This window comes from Rhizobium sp. WYCCWR 11128 (assembly GCF_013416305.1).
GTDB lineage: Bacteria > Pseudomonadota > Alphaproteobacteria > Rhizobiales > Rhizobiaceae > Rhizobium > Rhizobium indicum.
The window spans coordinates 423,327-440,841 of the sequence record NZ_JACCEZ010000003.1; the positions used below are offsets into that span (position 1 = coordinate 423,327).

At 61.7% G+C, this 17,515-nt stretch carries 12 protein-coding genes; 5 read left to right on the forward strand and 7 right to left on the reverse strand.

The features are described from left to right. Positions 1-246: 246 nt before the first annotated feature. Positions 247-1,068 (forward strand): lytic transglycosylase domain-containing protein, encoded by an 822-nt coding sequence (locus tag HX898_RS14365; RefSeq protein ID WP_138331958.1) that lies wholly within the window; start codon positions 247-249, stop codon positions 1,066-1,068. A gap of 45 nt (positions 1,069-1,113) precedes the next feature. Here HX898_RS14365 and HX898_RS14370 read toward each other — a convergent pair whose 3' ends face one another. From HX898_RS14370 to pdxY, 3 genes are all read right to left on the reverse strand, one after another. Next, entirely contained in the window at positions 1,114-2,733 is a 1,620-nt protein-coding gene (locus HX898_RS14370; protein WP_138331959.1) for a GGDEF domain-containing protein, read from the reverse strand. 96 nt (positions 2,734-2,829) lie between these two features. Then, entirely contained in the window at positions 2,830-3,471 is a 642-nt protein-coding gene (locus HX898_RS14375) for a carbonic anhydrase (protein ID WP_003544008.1), read from the reverse strand. 71 nt (positions 3,472-3,542) lie between these two features. After that, positions 3,543-4,418 (reverse strand): pyridoxal kinase PdxY, encoded by an 876-nt coding sequence (pdxY, locus tag HX898_RS14380; protein ID WP_062940004.1) that lies wholly within the window; start codon positions 4,416-4,418, stop codon positions 3,543-3,545. Between pdxY and HX898_RS14385 the strand changes: the two genes are divergently transcribed. From HX898_RS14385 to HX898_RS14395, 3 genes are all read left to right on the forward strand, one after another. After that, positions 4,390-4,632, forward strand: coding sequence for a hypothetical protein (locus HX898_RS14385; protein WP_246697913.1), 243 nt, complete (start codon positions 4,390-4,392; stop codon positions 4,630-4,632). The genes pdxY and HX898_RS14385 overlap by 29 nt on opposite strands. Before the next feature lie 61 nt (positions 4,633-4,693). Beyond that, the gene (locus tag HX898_RS14390) at positions 4,694-9,469 is read left to right on the forward strand and encodes an NAD-glutamate dehydrogenase (RefSeq protein ID WP_180194941.1); all 4,776 of its coding nucleotides are present in this window, start codon (positions 4,694-4,696) and stop codon (positions 9,467-9,469) included. A 26-nt stretch (positions 9,470-9,495) separates the two neighbouring features. After that, entirely contained in the window at positions 9,496-10,884 is a 1,389-nt protein-coding gene (locus HX898_RS14395; RefSeq protein ID WP_180194942.1) for an MFS transporter, read from the forward strand. A 52-nt stretch (positions 10,885-10,936) separates the two neighbouring features. Here HX898_RS14395 and purH read toward each other — a convergent pair whose 3' ends face one another. From purH to htpX, 4 genes are all read right to left on the reverse strand, one after another. Then, the gene (gene purH, locus HX898_RS14400; RefSeq protein WP_180194943.1) at positions 10,937-12,553 is read right to left on the reverse strand and encodes a bifunctional phosphoribosylaminoimidazolecarboxamide formyltransferase/IMP cyclohydrolase; all 1,617 of its coding nucleotides are present in this window, start codon (positions 12,551-12,553) and stop codon (positions 10,937-10,939) included. 207 nt (positions 12,554-12,760) lie between these two features. Then, positions 12,761-14,434 (reverse strand): heparinase II/III family protein, encoded by a 1,674-nt coding sequence (locus HX898_RS14405; RefSeq protein WP_138331963.1) that lies wholly within the window; start codon positions 14,432-14,434, stop codon positions 12,761-12,763. Between the two features lie 217 nt (positions 14,435-14,651). Then, positions 14,652-16,040 carry an RsmB/NOP family class I SAM-dependent RNA methyltransferase gene (locus HX898_RS14410; RefSeq protein ID WP_180194944.1) on the reverse strand — a complete coding sequence of 463 codons (1,389 nt, stop codon included), beginning with the start codon at positions 16,038-16,040 and terminating at the stop codon, positions 14,652-14,654. After that, on the reverse strand, positions 16,031-16,993 hold the full coding sequence (gene htpX, locus HX898_RS14415) for a zinc metalloprotease HtpX (RefSeq protein WP_171600283.1): 963 nt from the start codon (positions 16,991-16,993) through the stop codon (positions 16,031-16,033). The genes HX898_RS14410 and htpX overlap by 10 nt, the downstream gene beginning before the upstream one ends. 110 nt (positions 16,994-17,103) lie before the next feature. Between htpX and HX898_RS14420 the strand changes: the two genes are divergently transcribed. Beyond that, positions 17,104-17,328: a DUF1674 domain-containing protein gene (locus HX898_RS14420; RefSeq protein ID WP_138331966.1), complete on the forward strand. Its 225-nt coding sequence runs from the start codon at positions 17,104-17,106 to the stop codon at positions 17,326-17,328. The last annotated feature ends 187 nt before the right edge of the window (positions 17,329-17,515 follow it).

The following is a 17,515-nucleotide window of genomic DNA, read 5'->3' on the forward strand; positions in this document are numbered from 1 at the left end:
CTGCTGATGATGAGGCAGGGCTTTTTGCCGAATTGTGGACGCTTCTGTCCATAAGCGCTTGCTGAAAAAGGTGGTCGTGACAAGATCGCCTTCGGCTGGCATTCTGCCCGGCGTCAAGCCAAAGCATGCCGTCCAAAACCGTGCAGCGGTTCGGGACAGCGACATGAACAGAACGAAGACTTTGAGCGCGTCGAATGGCCCCGATCGGCCGCGGCGCGCTTCAGTAGATCGGAAGCGGGGTTTCTCATGCGCATGACAACATTCTTTCTGGCGGCGTTGACGGTGGCGGGCGTCCTCCACGCGCTGCCGGCAGCGGCCCAGGGCGCTCAATGCGGTAATAATAGCAGCGGTTTCGGTGCATGGGTCGCCGACTTCAAGCAGGAAGCGGCGGCAAACGGCGTCAGCCGCTCGGTCCTCGACCGCGCCTTCGCCAACGTCAATTACAACAGGCCGACGATTGCCGCCGACCGCGGCCAGAAGAGCTTTAAGCTCTCCTTCGACGCTTTCATGCAGAAGCGCGGCGGTGCCGCGATCATCTCCCGCGGTCGCAGCATGAAGGCCGCCAATCAGGCGCTTTTTGCCTCGATCGAGCGCCGTTTCGGCGTTCCGGCCGGCCCGCTGATTGCGATCTGGGGCATGGAGACCGGTTTCGGCAGCTACATGGGCAACCAGCATACGCTGTCGGCTGTTTCGACCCTTGCCTATGACTGCCGTCGTTCGCAATATTTCACCGACCAGCTCTATGCAGCACTCCAGCTCGTCTCCGAGGGTTATCTGAGCCCACAGGCCAAGGGCGCTGCCCATGGTGAAATCGGCCAGACGCAGTTTCTGCCGCGCAATGTCGTGCGCTTCGGCGCCGACGGCGACGGCAACGGCCGCGTCGACATGGTCGGTTCCCGCGCCGATGCACTGGCCTCGACGGCGAATTTCCTCAAGGGCCACGGCTGGCGCGCCGGCGCCGGCTATCAGCCGGGAGAGCCGAATTTCGTCGCCATCCAGGGCTGGAACGCCGCCAGCGTCTACCAGCAGGCGATCGCCTATATCGGTCAGCAGATCGACGGCAAATAGGCCCGATAGAATACGCGAAAACGCCGCTGCGATATGCGGCGTTTTTCATTTGCGGGAATCAAAGCCGCCGCCGGAAGCCGCCTTGCGTCGCTCCTCCTGCACCGGGGCCTGGATGATTGGTCCCGAGACGACGCAATTGCGGCCGGAGGCCTTGGCGGCATAAAGCGCCAGGTCGGCGCGTTTGACCAGATCCTCGAAGTTCCGGTTGGTGGCTTCATTTGCCCGTCCGGCGCATCCGAAACTCGCCGTCACCTTGAGAACATCGCCGCTCGGCAGGGGGATTTCCGCCGCCTCGATCGCCAGCCGCACACGCTCGGCAACGATTGCAGCATCGTCAGGCGTCGAATCCGGCAGAAGCGCCAGGAACTCCTCGCCGCCATGGCGCACCAGCAGATCGAAGGAACGAAAATTCTCACGCGCGACGCCCGCGACATGCCGGAGCACGGCATCGCCGGCGTCATGCCCGTGAAGGTCGTTGATCTTCTTGAAATGATCGAGGTCGAACAGCACGACGGAAATCCAGCGTGATCCGTGCTCGGCCTGTGTGAGAAGTGCGGATGCGGCGACCTCGAAGCCGCGCCTGTTGTAAAGGCCGGTCAGAAGATCGGTCTGGGCGGCGCTGCGCAACTCGCCCACCAGCGTCTCCCGATCCTGGGTCAGCCGGTCGATCAGGCGCAGGCCCTTTGCCGCCAGCAGCAGCACCAATGTGGCGAGTATCAGCAGGCCGGCACACAGCGCCAGGATCCGTGTCAGGTGTATGTGCGAGCGCGTCGAAAGGCTTTCGCCGGTCTCATGAATATCCTTTGCGGCCTCGATCATCTTCTGCTGCAGGAAGGTCATGCGCTCGCTCTGCGCGGCGGCCCAGACGTCATGCACGGCGCGTGTCGGCCGCGATCCGGCGAGAATGGCATCGGTGATCGCATTCGCCTTTACCTGGCTGCTGCGGCCGAGATAAGCAACGATGTGGCGCACGACCGGCGCGGAGGAATGGAAAACCATGTGATCCATGCCCTCGCCGAGCATGACCTTGCCCTGTACGAAAAGCTCCACCGGCAATCTGGCGGAAGCCCCTTGGTTGAGATAACGGGTGCCGATCCCGGTGATCAGCCTTTCGCCGTAATAGGTCAGCAGGATACCCATCAGCTGGTTGGATTTCTCAAGCAGCACCGGATCGCTGATCAGCGGCGAAAGCGCATCGACGACGGCAAGCTGCTTGAGAGCCGCATACCAGTAGATGGAACCGGGATCACTGCCGGTATAACGCCCCTGGTCTACGGCGCTGCGCGCCGCGACGATGCGGCTGTAGGCAAGGCTGAGAATCGATAATTCGCCGACGAGCCCCTCGTCGAGCGCATCGCGGGAGGGCAGGCTGGCATAAAAAGCGTGGCGTTCGCGATCGAGCGTCACCCGGCTTTGCTGCATGTCGATGGCAGTCCTGCTGCTGGGGTCTGCGAGGTAGCGGCGGGTGGCGCCAATTTCGGTCAGAATCTCCGTTGCGGCGATCGACCCGCCACGGGCAAGCACATCGGCGAACTGCCGGTCCTTTTCGAGGTTCCAGTATTGATTGACCGAAGAACGTATGACGACGACGCCTTCAATAAGCATGAAGACGAAGGGCAGCATGATGGCGGCCAGGATAACCCTTTTGATGGTTTCGAACTTCATCGCCAATCGCCACGGTGATCAAAACGTCGGTCGTGCGCGACCAATTGACGGCGAGCTTAACAACAATCCTTAAAAAACTGATAAACTGGCATGTCCCTAGATTTCGGGACGAATGAAGTCGCGTGTCTCGGCGTCCATGACCCAGAGTTCACCGGTCGAAATGTCGAACCAGGCACCGTGGAGATGAATCTTTCCCGCCTCCTCGAGCGCCTTGATGTCGGGAAAGCTTCTGAGATTGTTGATCGAATTGCGGATGGAGACACGCTCCAGCGCCGTCTGCCGCTCGGCGGCCGTCATCACGTCGTTGCTCTGGATCTGCTCGGCGGCGGGTTTGACCAGCGACATCCAGCGGCCGATGAAATCGCCGGGTGACAATGGCTCGGCATTCGGATCGAGTGCTGAGCGGATGCCGCCGCAGCGGCCATGGCCCATCACGACGATATCCGAGACCTTCAGCACCTGTACGGCAAATTCGAGTGCGGCCGAGGTCGAATGAAAATGACCGTCCGGCTCGTAGGGCGGCACCATGTTGGCGACGTTACGGATGACGAAGAGCTCGCCCGGGCCGGCATCGAAGATCAGCTCCGGTGCCGCGCGCGAGTCCGAACAGGCAATGACAAGCGTATGGGGACTCTGACCGTTTTCGGCAAGCTGCCGATACCTGTCGCGGGCGTCGGCATAACGCCCGTTCATAAAGTTGCGATAGCCGTCCAGAAGGGGATTTGGAAAACGCTGCATGCTTCTGGATTAGCGCGCGCCGAAGACAAGATCAACTGCTGCACTGCAAAATGAGCATATTGGCAGATGCGTCATTTTTTCCGCCGCTGCGCCGGGTGCACGAGCCGGCGCATCTGAACCATGGCCATCGGCGTCGAAAGGCTGGAAGCATCGCTTGCCAGCATCAACTCGTTGCTGCCGCGCTTGACGGCACGCGCAAGCACCTCGAAGACGCTGGCGGTGGCAAGCTGCAGCGCCTTTTCGTCCTCGATCCCGGAAAGCAGGCGCGACAGGAAGACGGCGGCGATGAGGTCGCCGAGACCATTCGGCGGGTTGTCGACGACGCGATGCTCGGCGAGAAGGGCGTGACGGCCGGAAAGATAGAGATTGCCGGTACCGCCTGCCATCATCGGCACCGCCGAAGTGACGAGCATGCGCGATGGTCCGAGCGCGAGCGCCGCCTCCATGATCGCGCTGTTGTCTTCGAGAGCTGCCCCCGAAAGCCATGCGAGCTCGTAGCGGTTCGGCGTCGCCAGCGAGGCGAGCGGAATGAGATGGTCGCGAATGGCCTCAGCGGTCGCTTCCGGCACGTAAAGGCCGCCGAGATCGCCCATGACGGGATCGCAGACATAGAGCAGCTCGGGATTGTTTTGCCTCAACGCACCGATCAGCCGGGCAACCGAGCGCGCCTGGGCGGCATTGCCAAAATAGCCCGAGAGCACCGCCTTGACTTCGCCGATCCAGGGCGCGCGGATCAGATCGTCGATCGCCGCGTCGAAATCCGTTTCCGCAAAAGTCAGCCGCGTCGAGCGGCCGTGGCCGGGATGCCAGGGCAGCACGATGGTCGGCAAGGCCCAGACCGGATGACCGAGCGTCTCCAGCGCAAAGACGGCTGCCCGGTTTCCGACCGAGCCCCGCACCACATGGCTGGAAATGACGATGACTGCGCCCGCTGCATTTTCCGACATGATATCCAAGATCCGAATGATGACCGCGTTTGATGATCTTTTTGACGCCACGCTGTCAACCATTCTTCATGCGGGCGTGGAAATGTTCGGCGGAACGAAAAACAGGAAGACGGGACTTTCGCTTTCGCTTGCCGAAGAAAGCGGAAAATCTCTTACAATTTCTCGTTTCCCGCGCCAAAAAGCGTCAAAACAATCCTTCGGACCGCTCTTTTAGAGATTTTTTCGAAGAATCTTCTGCTAGCTTGCAAAAAATCAGACATTGAGGGAGGCGATCCATGGCTGCCAGAAACAATCCGAAACGGGAAAAGCAGATCGAAAGCGCGCGCAAGATCGCCAAGGCGACAGGCGAGGCGCATCTCGATCCGGAAATTCTCTTCGGCCGGGCAAGCAATGACGATCTCGAACTCTATACGCCGGAAATGCTGGCGCTCTCCGCGGTGCATTCGGCAAAGGAACTTGCTGCCTGGAACGGCAAGGCGCCCCGCGTCAGCATCGACACGATTGCCGATGTGACGCCTGATGGCATCGCCGTCTCGGTGCTTTCAGTCACCGACCAGAACATGCCTTTTCTGTTTGAATCGGTCATGGGCGAAGTGACGAGCACCTACCGCGACCTGTTCATGGCCGTGCATCCCATCCTTGTCATGGAAAAGGGCAAGGCGCTGACGACGTATTCCGCCGATCACCCGAGCGATCCGGCCAACCGCGTCAGCCATATCCAGCTTCATATAGCGCCCCTCAATTCCGCCCAGGCCGCCGATCTCGTCAAACGCATCGAAAAAGTCCTCGAACAGGTCCGCCTGTCGGTTTTCGACTGGAAGCCGATGCTTTCCAAGATCGACGGAGTGATCGCCGAGCTTGCGGCCAACGGCGCCAGCCGGAAGAAGGCCGATCGCGACGAAGCCGTCGCTTTCCTGACCTGGCTGCGCGATGAGAATTTCACTTTCCTCGGCATGCGGGAATATGTCTATTCCGGCAAGGGGACCGATGCCAGGGTCGAGCGCGACAAGGGTGCTGGCCTCGGCATCCTTTCCAACCCCGATGTTCTCGTGCTGCGCACCGGCAAGGACGCCGTGACGACGACGCCTGAGATCCTTGCCTTCCTCGACGGCCCCGACTTCCTGATCGTCACCAAGGCGAATGTGAAATCGATCGTCCATCGCCGCGCCTATATGGATTATGTCGGCGTCAAGCGCTTCGACGCGGAGGGCAACGTCACCGGTGAGCTGCGCATCGTCGGCCTTTTCACCTCGACCGCCTATACCTCGCTCGCCTCGGAAATCCCGCTGCTGCGTTCCAAGATCGACAAGGTGAAGGAACATTTCGGCTTCGACCCGATGAGCCATTCCGGCCGCATGCTCGACAACACCCTGGAATCCTATCCGCGCGACGATCTTTTCCAGATCGACACGACGTTGCTTGCAAGTTTTGCCGAACAGATCAACGACTTGGCCGATCGGCCGCGCGTCCGCGTCCTGCCGCGAATCGACCATTTCGACCGCTTCGTCTCGGTGATCATCTATGTGCCGCGTGAGGAATATGATTCGATCGTCCGCGAACGGATCGGCACCTATCTGAAGACTGTCTATGACGGCCGTGTCTCCGCCTATTACCCGGCTTTCCCGGAAGGCGGCGTGGCGCGCGTGCATTTCATCATCGGCCGCTCGGGCGGCAAGACGCCACGCATTCCGCAGGCAAAACTCGAGCAGGTGATCCGCGAGATCACGGCCCGCTGGGACGACCGTTTCGAGGCGCTGTCAGGCGCCAAGGCCCCGAAGATATCCGTCGACCAGGCCTTCCAGGATTCCTTCACGCCGGAGGAAACCGTGGCCGACCTCGCCGATATCGGTGCCTGCGCCGCCGGCGAACCGCTGCGCATCCAGTTCTACCATCGTCAGGAAGAACAGGGCCGCATCCTTTCCTTGAAGATTTTCCACGCCGGCGGCCAGCTGGCGCTGTCGCGCCGCGTGCCGCTTCTCGAGAATCTCGGCTTCAATGTCGTCAGTGAACGCACTTTCGACATCGGGGTGCCGGTCGCCGATGGAGAAAAGAAACTCGTCGTGCTGCACGACATGGAGCTCGAGGCCCGCAATGGTGGCGAAATCGATCTGGCGCGTTACGGCGCCGCCCTCGAGGAAGCCTTCGTCGCCGCCTTCGCCGGCACGATCGACAATGACAGCTTCAACCGGCTGATTCTTTCGGCCGGGCTTTCGGCACGCGAGACCAACGTGCTGCGCGCCTATGCCCGTTATCTCCGCCAAGCCGGCATCGCCTATTCGCAAGACTATATCGCAACGACGCTCGATAAATATCCCGTCGTCGCCGCCGCCATCTTCCGGCTGTTCCACGACACACTCGACACCCGGCTTTCGGAGAAGGCCCGCGTCAAGAAGCTTGCCGAACTGCACCAGGCGATCGAGGCCGAGCTTGCCGACGTGCCGAGCCTCGACGACGACCGTATCCTGCGCCGCTACGTCAACATCGTCGATGCGACGCTGCGCACCAATTATTTCCAGAAGAACCCGGACGGCTCGCCGAAACCGATGTTGGCCTTCAAGCTCGATCCGCACCTGGTCGATGGGCTGCCGGAACCGAAACCCTTCCGCGAGATGTTCGTCTACGGCGTCGAAGTCGAAGGTGTGCACCTGCGCTTCGGCAAGGTGGCGCGCGGCGGCCTGCGCTGGTCGGACCGCGCCGAGGATTACCGCACCGAGGTGCTCGGCCTCGTCAAGGCGCAGCAAGTGAAGAATGCGGTCATCGTGCCGGTCGGCGCCAAGGGCGGCTTCTATCCGAAGAAGCTCCCGGTCGGCGGCAGCCGCGACGAGATCTTCAATACTGGCCGCGAGGCTTACAAGACCTATATCCGCACGCTGCTTTCGATCACCGACAATATATCTGGCGCCGACATCGCCCCGCCGAAGGATACCGTCAGGCTCGACGGTGACGATCCCTATTTCGTCGTCGCTGCCGACAAGGGCACCGCGACCTTCTCCGACACCGCCAATGCACTGGCGCAGGAAGCCGGCTTTTGGCTGGACGACGCCTTTGCCTCCGGCGGCTCGGCCGGTTACGACCACAAGAAGATGGGCATCACCGCCCGCGGCGCCTGGGAAACCGCGAAACGCCATTTCCGGGAAATGGACATCGACATCCAGACGACGCCCTTCACCGTCGCCGGCGTCGGCGACATGTCGGGCGACGTCTTCGGCAACGGCATGCTGCTCTCTCCCAAGATCCGGCTCATTGCCGCCTTCGATCACCGCGACATCATCATCGATCCCGATCCCGATATGGAAAAGACGCTGACTGAGCGCCAGCGGCTCTTCGACCTGCCGCGTTCGAGCTGGCAGGATTTTGATAAGAGCGTGCTGTCGAAGGGTGCGATGATCATTTCTCGCGCAGCGAAATCGGTCAAACTGACGCCGGAAGCAGTTGCCGCAATCGGTATCGACAAGGCTGTCGCCACGCCCTTCGAGATCATGACGGCGATCCTGAAGAGTGAGGTCGACCTGCTCTGGTTCGGCGGCATCGGCACCTATGTGAAAGCGCCGTCCGAAACCGACGCCGAAGTTGGCGATCGCGCCAACGACCCGATCCGCATCACCGCTGTTGAGGTGCGCGCCAAGGTGATCGGCGAGGGCGCAAACCTCGGCGTTACCCAGAAAGGCCGCATCGCCTACGGTCTGAAAGGTGGGCGCTGCAACTCCGACGCCATCGACAACTCGGCCGGCGTCAACACCTCGGACGTCGAGGTCAATATCAAGATCGCGCTGGCGGCCGCCATGCATGACGGGCGCCTGACGCGGGCAAAACGCGACCAGCTTCTTTCCTCGATGACCGGCGAAGTGGCGACCCTGGTGCTGCGCAACAACTACCTGCAGTCGCTGGCGATCTCGCTGACAGAACGCAAGGGTACGGCAAATGGCCTGGAACTTGCGCGCTTCATGACGGTTCTCGAAGGCGCCAAGCAGCTCAATCGCAAAGTCGAGACGCTGCCGGACGACCAGACCCTCGCCGAACGCTATGCTGCCGGCAAGCCACTGACGCGGCCGGAAATCGGCGTGCTGGTATCCTATGCCAAGATCGTGCTCTTCGATGCGCTGGCCGCAAGCGATCTGCCAGACGATCCCTATTTCACCACGACGCTGTCGAATTATTTCCCCGTGAAGATGCAGAAGTCGAACGCCGGCGATATCGCCGGCCATCGCCTGAAGCGCGAAATCGTCGCCACCGTGCTTGCCAACGAAGCGATCAACCGCGGTGGGCCGAGCTTCACCATTGCCATGATGGACGCAACGGCGGCTTCAGCACCGGAAGTGGTGCGCGCCGCAATCGTCGCTAGAGACGGTTTCGACCTGACCAGCCTCTGGGCCGGGACGGACGCCCTGGACGGCAAGATATCAGGCGAGATGCAAAACCGCATCTACGAGGAGATCAGCCACAGCTTTATCGTGCTGACGCGCCTGCTGCTGAAAACGGGCATGACCAAGGCCGATATGGCGGAAGTGATTAGCCGGCTGCAGACAGCCCTGAAGAAGCTGAAAACCGCCTTCGCCGGACAGGTGGCCGGCGAGGTCGCCGTGCGCCAGGCGGAGTACAGCCAGGCGGGCCTGCCCGAAAAACTCGCCGCCGACATCGCCAGCCTCCCGATCTTCGCACTGGTGCCGGAGATCATGCAGATCGCCGAGCGCACCGGCGAACCCCTGGTACGCGCCGCCGAGAACTACATCGCCGTGTCGCAGACCTTCCGTATCGGCAGGCTGCTGGCGGCGGGCGGGCGGATCCTCACCTCAGACCATTACGAGAATCTGGCGCTTGCCCGCAGCATCGATCAAATCGCCAGTGCAAGGCGCGACATCGTCATCTCGGCCCTTTCCGATCACGGCAAGGAAAAGCTTCCCGTTCAAGCCTGGCATGCGCAGGATCGTATCCGCATCAACCGTATCCTCGAGGAGCTTTCAACCCTCAGCGACGGCGGCGATCCCAATCTCGCGCGTATTACCGTTGCTGCAGGTATCCTGACCGATCTTGCGCGCGACCGGGTGAGGTGAGACAGTCCGCGTCAAAGAAGGAGCGGATGTTGAATCGCATTGACTGGACAGGAACGCAACCGCCGAAGGCCACGGAGAAGGGCATCTGGGGGTGGATGTTCTTCGATTGGGCAGCACAGCCCTTCTTCACCGTGGTCACAACCTTTATCTTCGGACCCTATTTCGTTTCCCGCCTGACCGATGACCCGGTTTCCGCGCAGACGACCTGGAGCAACATGGCGACGATCTCCTCGGTGATCATCGCCCTTCTCTCACCCGTCCTCGGCTCGATCGCCGACCAATCCGGCGCACGCAAACCCTGGATCGGCTTCTTCGCGGTCATCAAGATCGCCAGCCTCTTCTGCCTGTGGTTCGCCGCACCCGGCTCGCCTGTTCTCTATCCCGTCATTTTCATGATCCTCGCCTCGATCTCGGCCGAGTTTTCGATCGTCTTCAACGATTCGATGATGCCGCGCCTGGTCGGCAAGCACGAGGTCGGCAAGCTCTCCAACACCGCCTGGGGGCTCGGTTATCTCGGCGGCATCATCGTGCTCATTGCCGTCGTCACGCTTTTGGCGGCGAGCCCTGAGACCGGCAAGACCATCCTCGGCCTTGATCCCCTGTTCGGCCTCGATCCTGAGACAGGCCAGGATGCACGCATCACCGGGCCGATCTCGGCCGTCTGGTATCTGATCTTCATCCTGCCGATGTTCTTCTTCACGCCCGATGTCGGCAAGGGTCTTCCCTTCGGCACCGCGGTGCGCTCCGGCTTGCGGGAACTCAAAAACACGCTTGGCGAGCTCAGAGAGCGCCGCGGCATCCTGACATTCCTCATCGCCCGCATGATCTATCAGGACGGCGTCAACGGTCTGCTGATCCTTGGCGGTATCTTCGCGGCCGGCATGTTCGGCTGGGCAACGATCGAGATCGGTATCTACGGCATCATCCTGAATGTCGTCGCGATCTTCGGCTGCCTGATCGCCGGCCGCGTCGACAAGAGCGTCGGTTCGAAGGTGACCGTCGTCATCAGCCTCACGATGCTGCTTCTCGCCACCATCGGCATCATTTCGACAGGACCGGGTTACACCCTATTCGGACTGATGCCGCTGCCGACGGCCGATTCCGGCGGCCTTTTCGGTACTGCCGCGGAAAAGGCCTATATCCTCTATGGTCTGCTGATCGGGCTCGCCTTCGGGCCGGTGCAGGCCTCGTCGCGCTCCTATCTCGCCCGCAGCGTCAGCCCGGAGGAAGCCGGCCGCTACTTCGGCATCTACGCGCTTTCGGGCCGCGCCACCAGTTTCATGGCGACGCTGCTCTTCTCTCTGGTGACTTATATGAGCGGATCACCGCGGCTCGGGATGGCAACGCTGATCCTCTTTCTTGCCGGCGGACTGGTGCTCTTGTTCCGTACACCCTATCCAGCCGACCGGGCATAGGAACGAGCCCGATCAAGCCGGAGATGAGCGCGTGACCGCGCCCAATCCTCATTCAGTGCCGGAAATGGCGCATGCCGGTGAAGACCATCGCAACGCCGTGTTCATTGGCTGCATCGATGACCTCCTGGTCGCGCATCGAACCGCCCGGCTGGATAACCGCCGTCGCCCCTGCGGCGATCATCGACAGAAGACCGTCGGCAAAAGGCAGGAAGGCCTCGGAGGCGACCGCCGAGCCATGCGTCATCGGCACTGCGAGGCCGAGCGCCTTGGCGGCCTCTTCGGCCTTCAGCGCAGCGATGCGGGCGGAATCGACGCGGCTCATCTGGCCGGCGCCGATACCGGCGGTCTGTCCGTCCTTGGCATAGACCACGGCGTTCGACTTCACATGTTTGCCGACCTTGAAGGCGAACTTCATGTCATCCAGTTCCTGCGCCGTCGGCGCGCGCCTGGTGACGACCTTGAGTTCCAGATCTTCGACCATGCCGTTGTCGCGGCTCTGGACGAGCAGGCCGCCGGAGACGGTCTTTGCCGTCAGGCCCGCGGCACGCGGATCGGGCAGGCCACCGGCAGACAACAGTCGTAGGTTCGGTTTGCGAGCGACGATCGCCTTCGCCTCCTCCGTGACATCCGGCGCGATAATCACTTCGGTAAAGAGCTTGACGATCTCTTCGGCCGTTTCGGCATCCAGCGTCCGGTTAAGCGCGATGATGCCGCCGAAGGCGGAAACGGAGTCGCAGGCGAGCGCCCGCCGATAGGCCTCGACCAGGCTCGATCCGGTGGCGACGCCGCAGGGATTGGAGTGCTTGATGATCGCGCAGGCCGGCGCCTTCTCCGGCAGGAACTCGGCGACGAGTTCGTAGGCCGCATCCGTATCGTTGATATTGTTGTAGGAGAGCTGCTTGCCCTGGAGAAGAGCGGCGGTCGAAACACCCGGGCGCTTCTCACCGGTCACGTAGAAGGCGGCCTTCTGGTGCGGGTTTTCGCCGTAACGCATCTCTTCCTTCAGCGCGCCGCCGATGACCCGGTGACGCGGCGTGTCGATCGACAGCGCCTCGGCGAACCAGTTGGAAATCATTGCATCATAGGCGGCGGTGCGGGCATAGGCCTTGGCGGCCATACGCTGTCGGAAGGCATAGGTGGTCTTGCCGTCATCTGCGGAAAGCTGCTCCAGCAGTTCGGCATAATCGGCCGGATCCGTCAGGGTCGTCACATAGGCATGGTTCTTGGCCGATGCGCGGATCATCGCCGGACCGCCGATGTCGATATTCTCGACGGTCGTCGGATAGTCGCCGCCGGCTGCGCGCACCTCTTCGAAGGGATAGAGGTTGATGACGGCGAGATCGATGCCCTCGATGCCGTGCTGTTTCATCGCTTCCTGGTGTTCGCCGTCGTCACGGATCGCCAGCAGGCCGCCATGCACCATTGGGTGCAACGTCTTGACACGCCCGTCCATGATCTCGGGAAAACCGGTGATTTCGGAGACATCGGTGACGGCAAGACCGGCCGCAGCGATCGCTTTATAGGTGCCGCCGGTCGAGAGCAGGCGCACACCTCTGGCAGACAAGGCGTGGGCGAGTTCGACGATCCCGGTCTTGTCGAAGACGGAGATGAGCGCGGTCTTGACTTCGACCTTGTCGGGGGCGGGGATCTTCTTGGAAATGACGGCCATGAAACCTTCTCCATTCGGGCTTCGGGAGGACATCCGCAAGGGATGTTCGCATGCTGGCGCCGCGTTAGCACAGGTTTGCCGCCACGCAAACAGGCCTCAGAGCAGATGTCGAAAAGCACGAGCCATTTTTGGACGGCATCGTACTTTACTTCCTTGATGTGGATGCAATCCCCTTCTTTGGCCACTCGGCAAAAAAATCATCCGCCTCTAGCTTTTGCGGGACAAAAACCAGCGGATTTCCGTCTTCTCGGCAAGATCGAAGTCGATTTCGATCTGGTCCGAACCGCAGATGCCGGAGCTGTCGGCAAAGAAGATGTCCTCGGCGATCAGCACTTCATTGCCAGGTGCGGAAAACAGCCAGCTTTCGCCGTCCGGTGCCGTCAGCAGCACGGACTCCCCGTCACTCTGATGCAGGACGATCGAAGGATGGATATGAAAACGGGCGACGGCCTTCAAGGGCTCGTCATGCTCATATCCTTCGCGGACGACGAGCCGGTCGCGGCCGGTCACGATCGAGCCTGCGGCATTGAGTGTCAGCTCACGCTCGTGCAGCACGCCGAACACCCTGAGATAACCGTCATGGCTGAGCTTGATGCCGTCGCGTCCATCCTCGGTTTCGGCACGCTCGACGGTGATGGTTCTCACCGGTTCGGTGATCGCGTGATTGAGGAAGGGCGAGGGCGAAAAACGGCTGGACGACGTGTCGTTGAGGATGACGGTCGAATGCGCCGCCGTCGTGCGCGCCATCTGGACATAACGGTGCCCGGCAAATTTCGGCGAACCGGAATTGACGATGAACCGATGGCGGCCGGACGACATCTCGAAGGAGAGGCTGCCGGCATGCACGGTGCGAAGCGCGCCTCCTGAAGGCGGTGTGCCGGTATCGGCAATGATCACCGTTTTTCCCCCGGAAAGCCGCTGATAGCGCGAATGCGGCAAGGCCTTGAACGGCTGACCGGCGGTTTCGTCATATCGCAGCACGGACATCAGCTCATTTGCAAGCGTCGAGGTCGCCCCGTTGAAGAGCGCCAGGTCCCCGTCCTGATGGCGAAAGAACCGCAATGCCGGATACATCCGGTCTATGCCGGAGATCAGCTTCTGCGGCAGGTCATGGCCGAGATTGACATAGGTCTGCCGGAGCGGCAGCAGATCGAGCAGCAATTCCAGCCCGACGCGCGGATTGCGCGACACATGGCCGCCATCCGGCAGAATCTGGCTATCAAATTCGCGGTCGAGCGCCTGCGCCGCCCTTCTGAGCGTAGAGGCGCGCGCCGGCATGGCGACGGAGGCCATGGCCAGCGCAATACGCAGCCGAAACAACTCCAGGCCGCCGAGGGTGAACGGCGCCATCCGGTGCAGGAATCTCACCTGGAACGCCAGCGACTTCATGAAGCGGCGATAAAAGCCACGGTCGGCATTCTGCAGTACCACCGGCGAATGCGACAGCCAGGCAATAACGCGCTGGGCGGTGACGTCGGTTTCCCAGGCAATCCCCTCCATGCGACCGGCATGGATGGAAAGCCAGCTATCGACGATCGCGCGGGCGACAGCCGAACTACGCTCCGTCTTGTTCGCCCGCATATGCCGCAGCCAGCCGAAGCTGTGAAGACGGATCGCGAAGGGGCGCGAGGGCAGGGTGAAGGTGAAGGGCGACTTCTCGTTGGTTTCCAGCATGCGCCCGGCCAGGAGAAACCGTCCGTTGAGGATCTCGTCGGCCACATGCGGATCGATGCTGCGGAGATCGGTCGGCGCGACGATCAGACGCTCGGGCACCTTGATCGAATGACGAAAGAGCTTCAGGCGCAACAACGCGACGCGGCGCAAGGCGCGCCGCCAAGCCTCCCGAACATACATGCTCGCAAAACGCCGACCGGACTGCATATTCTATTGTCTATTGACCCTCGTGGTTAAGAATAGGTGAAAAGCGGCCGATTTCATCGTCCGCAATGAATTAATTCGTGACAAGGTTCGAATATACGCACATTGACGCGTTTCACCTGAAATCATGGCGGCGGTTTTGGAGAACGGCATGGGTGCCACGAGGCTATGGAAGCACCTCGTATAGTGCAGCTCGCCGCGAAGCGCTCACGCCTTGCAATCAGGCCAGGCGCCGCAGCACAGCCGCATAGAAGCCATCGAGGCCGGAGCCGATGCCGTCAGGCATTTTCAGCATGGTGGGAAGCGTGCGGAATTCGCCGAGCGGCGTGATCGCCGTCTCAAGGCCCGGCCAGTCACCGGCGCCGATCGGAACGCGCTCGACCGCATCCATATCGGAAAGAACACGGGCGACGACATCCTCACCCTCGACAGGATCGAGCGAACAATTCGAAAAAACCAGCGTGCCGCCCGGCTTCAGCAATGTCAGCGCATGCCGCAGCAGCCGTTCCTGCAGCACCGCCAGCCTGGCGATATCCTCAGGCCCCTTGGTCCACAACACGTCAGGGTGCCGGCGTGTCGTGCCGGTAGAAGAGCAGGGAGCATCGAGCAGAATCGCGTCGAAACGCTCCGCCGGCTCGAATGTCGTCAGATCTGCCGCAATCGTCTCCGCCTTGAGGCCGAGCCGGTCGAGATTCGAGCGCAGCCGTCTCAGCCGGTTTTCGGACTGGTCGAGTGCGGTGACCGCGCCGCCGGCAAGGATGAGCTGCGCCGTCTTGCCGCCGGGCGCAGCACAGAGATCGGCGGTACGTCTGCCCGAGAGATCGCCGAAAAGCTTCGCCGGTATGCTTGCCGCCGCATCCTGCACCCACCACGCGCCCTCGTCGAAGCCTTCGAGCGAGGGAATGCCGCCGTCGAAGGCGGCGAGACGAATGCCGCCTGTGGGCAAAACAACGCCGTTCAGCCGCTTCGCCCAGCCTTCGGGATCGGACTTGACGGTCAGATCGATTGCCGCCGGTTCGAGCTGGGATTCCGAAATTGCCAGCGCCGTGTCCCGGCCATAGGCCTTTTCCAGCCTGGCGATGAACCAGGCCGGCATCGGCGCGACCTTGCCGATGGCGTCGAGCACCTGCTCCTTCTCGCGACCGAGCCGGCGGAGGATGGCGTTGACCAGCTTGGCGAAACGGCGATTGCGCGGATCCTGATTGGCCTGCTCGACGGCGAGATCGACGGCCGAATGATCCGGCACATCGAGATAGAGGATCTGCGCCGCCCCGATTGCGAGCACGTGATGCAGCGCTCTTGCGCCCTCCGGCAGCGGCGAATCCAGCAGGCCGGCAATCGCGGCATCGATGCGCGGCAGGTGGCGCAGCGTCGTGTTCAGGATGGCGCGGACGAGCGCCCGGTCGCTTTCGCCGAGCGCCCTATAGGCCGGATTGCCGTGTTCATGATCGAGAGCGCCGTCGAGCGGCAGCTTGCGGTCGACGACGGCGGCGAGAATTTTTGCCGCCGCGGCCCGGGCCTGCAAGCCAGGCTTTACCGGAGCAAATCGCTCGGTGGAGGGCTTATGCTTGCGGAATGGCTTCTTCGTGCCGTCTGAATTCAAGACCACGGACCTTTTGGCGGTTGCGAACCACCGCGACCAAGACCCGTATCCGGAACAGAGCGCGATTTGCGCGACGGATTAGCAGCACGAGCCGGCGACGTCGAGACATTCATGCCGCTTTGCGCCATGTCCTGCAGCGCGGCGATGCGGTTTTCCGTGTTCGGATGCGTGGAGAACAGATTGTCCATGCGCTCGCCGGAGAGCGGATTAATGATGAACATATGCGCTGTCGCCGGGTTGCGCTCGGCATCCTCGTTCGGCACGTGGGCAGCGCCCCGCGCGATCTTGCCGAGCGCCGAGGCGAGCCAGAGCGGATTGCCGCAGATCTCGGCGCCGCGGCGGTCGGCCGAATATTCGCGCGTGCGGCTGATCGCCATCTGCACCAGCATGGCGGCGAGCGGCGCCACGATCATCGCGACGATGACACCGACGAAGCCGAGCGGATTGCTGTTGTTCTCACGGTTGCCGCCGAAGAAGAAGGCGAAGTTGCCGAGCATGGAGATCGCGCCGGCAAGCGTTGCCGTGATCGTCATCGTCAGCGTGTCGCGGTTCTGAATGTGGGCCAGTTCATGCGCCATCACAGCTGCGACCTCCTCGGCAGACAAGGCGCTGAGCAGGCCGGTCGAGGCGGCGACGGCGGCATTGGCGGGATTGCGGCCGGTAGCAAAGGCATTCGGCTGCGGGCTGTCGTAAAGATAAACCTTCGGCATCGGCAGGCCGGCATTGCGGGCGAGATCGCGCACGATCCGGAAGAATTCCGGCGCGTTGCGCTCGTCGACTTCCTGCGCGCGATAGGCCGAAAGCACCATGCGGTCGGAATTCCAGTAGGAGAAGAAATTCATGCCGGCAGCAATGACGAATGCGATCATCATGCCGGCGCGACCGCCGATCAGGAAGCCGACAAACATGAAAAGCGCCGTCATGAAAGCAAGCAACATGGCAGTGCGAACGAGGTTCATGGCGGATCTCCATCTCCGATTTCGGCGTCACAAGCTTTCAATCCCGGCACCGGCGCATTATGATTTGGTTATTCATCAGCCATTTTCAATATTTCCGGCAGGAGACGGCCATGCAGGACGCCGATAATGACAACAGCGAAACGCCGATGGCCAAGGGATCGGAGCCGCCGCGCAAGATGCTGTCCCCGGCTGCCAGACGCGCCCTTGCCGAAGCCGAAGAGCGGCGAAAGAGCCAGAAGCCGCTGGAACTGCAGCCGGAGATCGGCGGCCGCGGCGGAGCCGAGCCGGCGCGCTTCGGCGACTACGAAATCAATGGCAGGGCGATCGATTTCTAAGCCAATATTACTGCTGGCTTCTGCGGCCGCAGCAGAATGAAACTAAGAATCCGGCTAACGATATTTTGGGCGCCAGGTATTTCAGCCGCGTCTAGCGGCCGTGACCTCGCCGGCAATCTTCTCAGGGCTTCGCCCGTGAACATGCCTGGATGCCGCAAACCACGCATCGAATACGCGGAAGCAAATA

What these genes read in the sequence shown, in the direction of transcription:
- HX898_RS14365 (WP_138331958.1), top strand. Translation starts at nt 247, where the DNA reads ATGCGCATGACAACATTCTTTCTGGCGGCGTTGACGGTGGCGGGCGTC.
- HX898_RS14370 (WP_138331959.1), bottom strand. Translation starts at nt 2,733, where the DNA reads ATGAAGTTCGAAACCATCAAAAGGGTTATCCTGGCCGCCATCATGCTG.
- HX898_RS14375 (WP_003544008.1), bottom strand. Translation starts at nt 3,471, where the DNA reads ATGCAGCGTTTTCCAAATCCCCTTCTGGACGGCTATCGCAACTTTATG.
- HX898_RS14385 (WP_246697913.1), top strand. Translation starts at nt 4,390, where the DNA reads ATGACTGCGCCCGCTGCATTTTCCGACATGATATCCAAGATCCGAATG.
- pdxY (WP_062940004.1), bottom strand. Translation starts at nt 4,418, where the DNA reads ATGTCGGAAAATGCAGCGGGCGCAGTCATCGTCATTTCCAGCCATGTG.
- HX898_RS14390 (WP_180194941.1), top strand. Translation starts at nt 4,694, where the DNA reads ATGGCTGCCAGAAACAATCCGAAACGGGAAAAGCAGATCGAAAGCGCG.
- HX898_RS14395 (WP_180194942.1), top strand. Translation starts at nt 9,496, where the DNA reads ATGTTGAATCGCATTGACTGGACAGGAACGCAACCGCCGAAGGCCACG.
- purH (WP_180194943.1), bottom strand. Translation starts at nt 12,553, where the DNA reads ATGGCCGTCATTTCCAAGAAGATCCCCGCCCCCGACAAGGTCGAAGTC.
- HX898_RS14405 (WP_138331963.1), bottom strand. Translation starts at nt 14,434, where the DNA reads ATGCAGTCCGGTCGGCGTTTTGCGAGCATGTATGTTCGGGAGGCTTGG.
- htpX (WP_171600283.1), bottom strand. Translation starts at nt 16,993, where the DNA reads ATGAACCTCGTTCGCACTGCCATGTTGCTTGCTTTCATGACGGCGCTT.
- HX898_RS14420 (WP_138331966.1), top strand. Translation starts at nt 17,104, where the DNA reads ATGCAGGACGCCGATAATGACAACAGCGAAACGCCGATGGCCAAGGGA.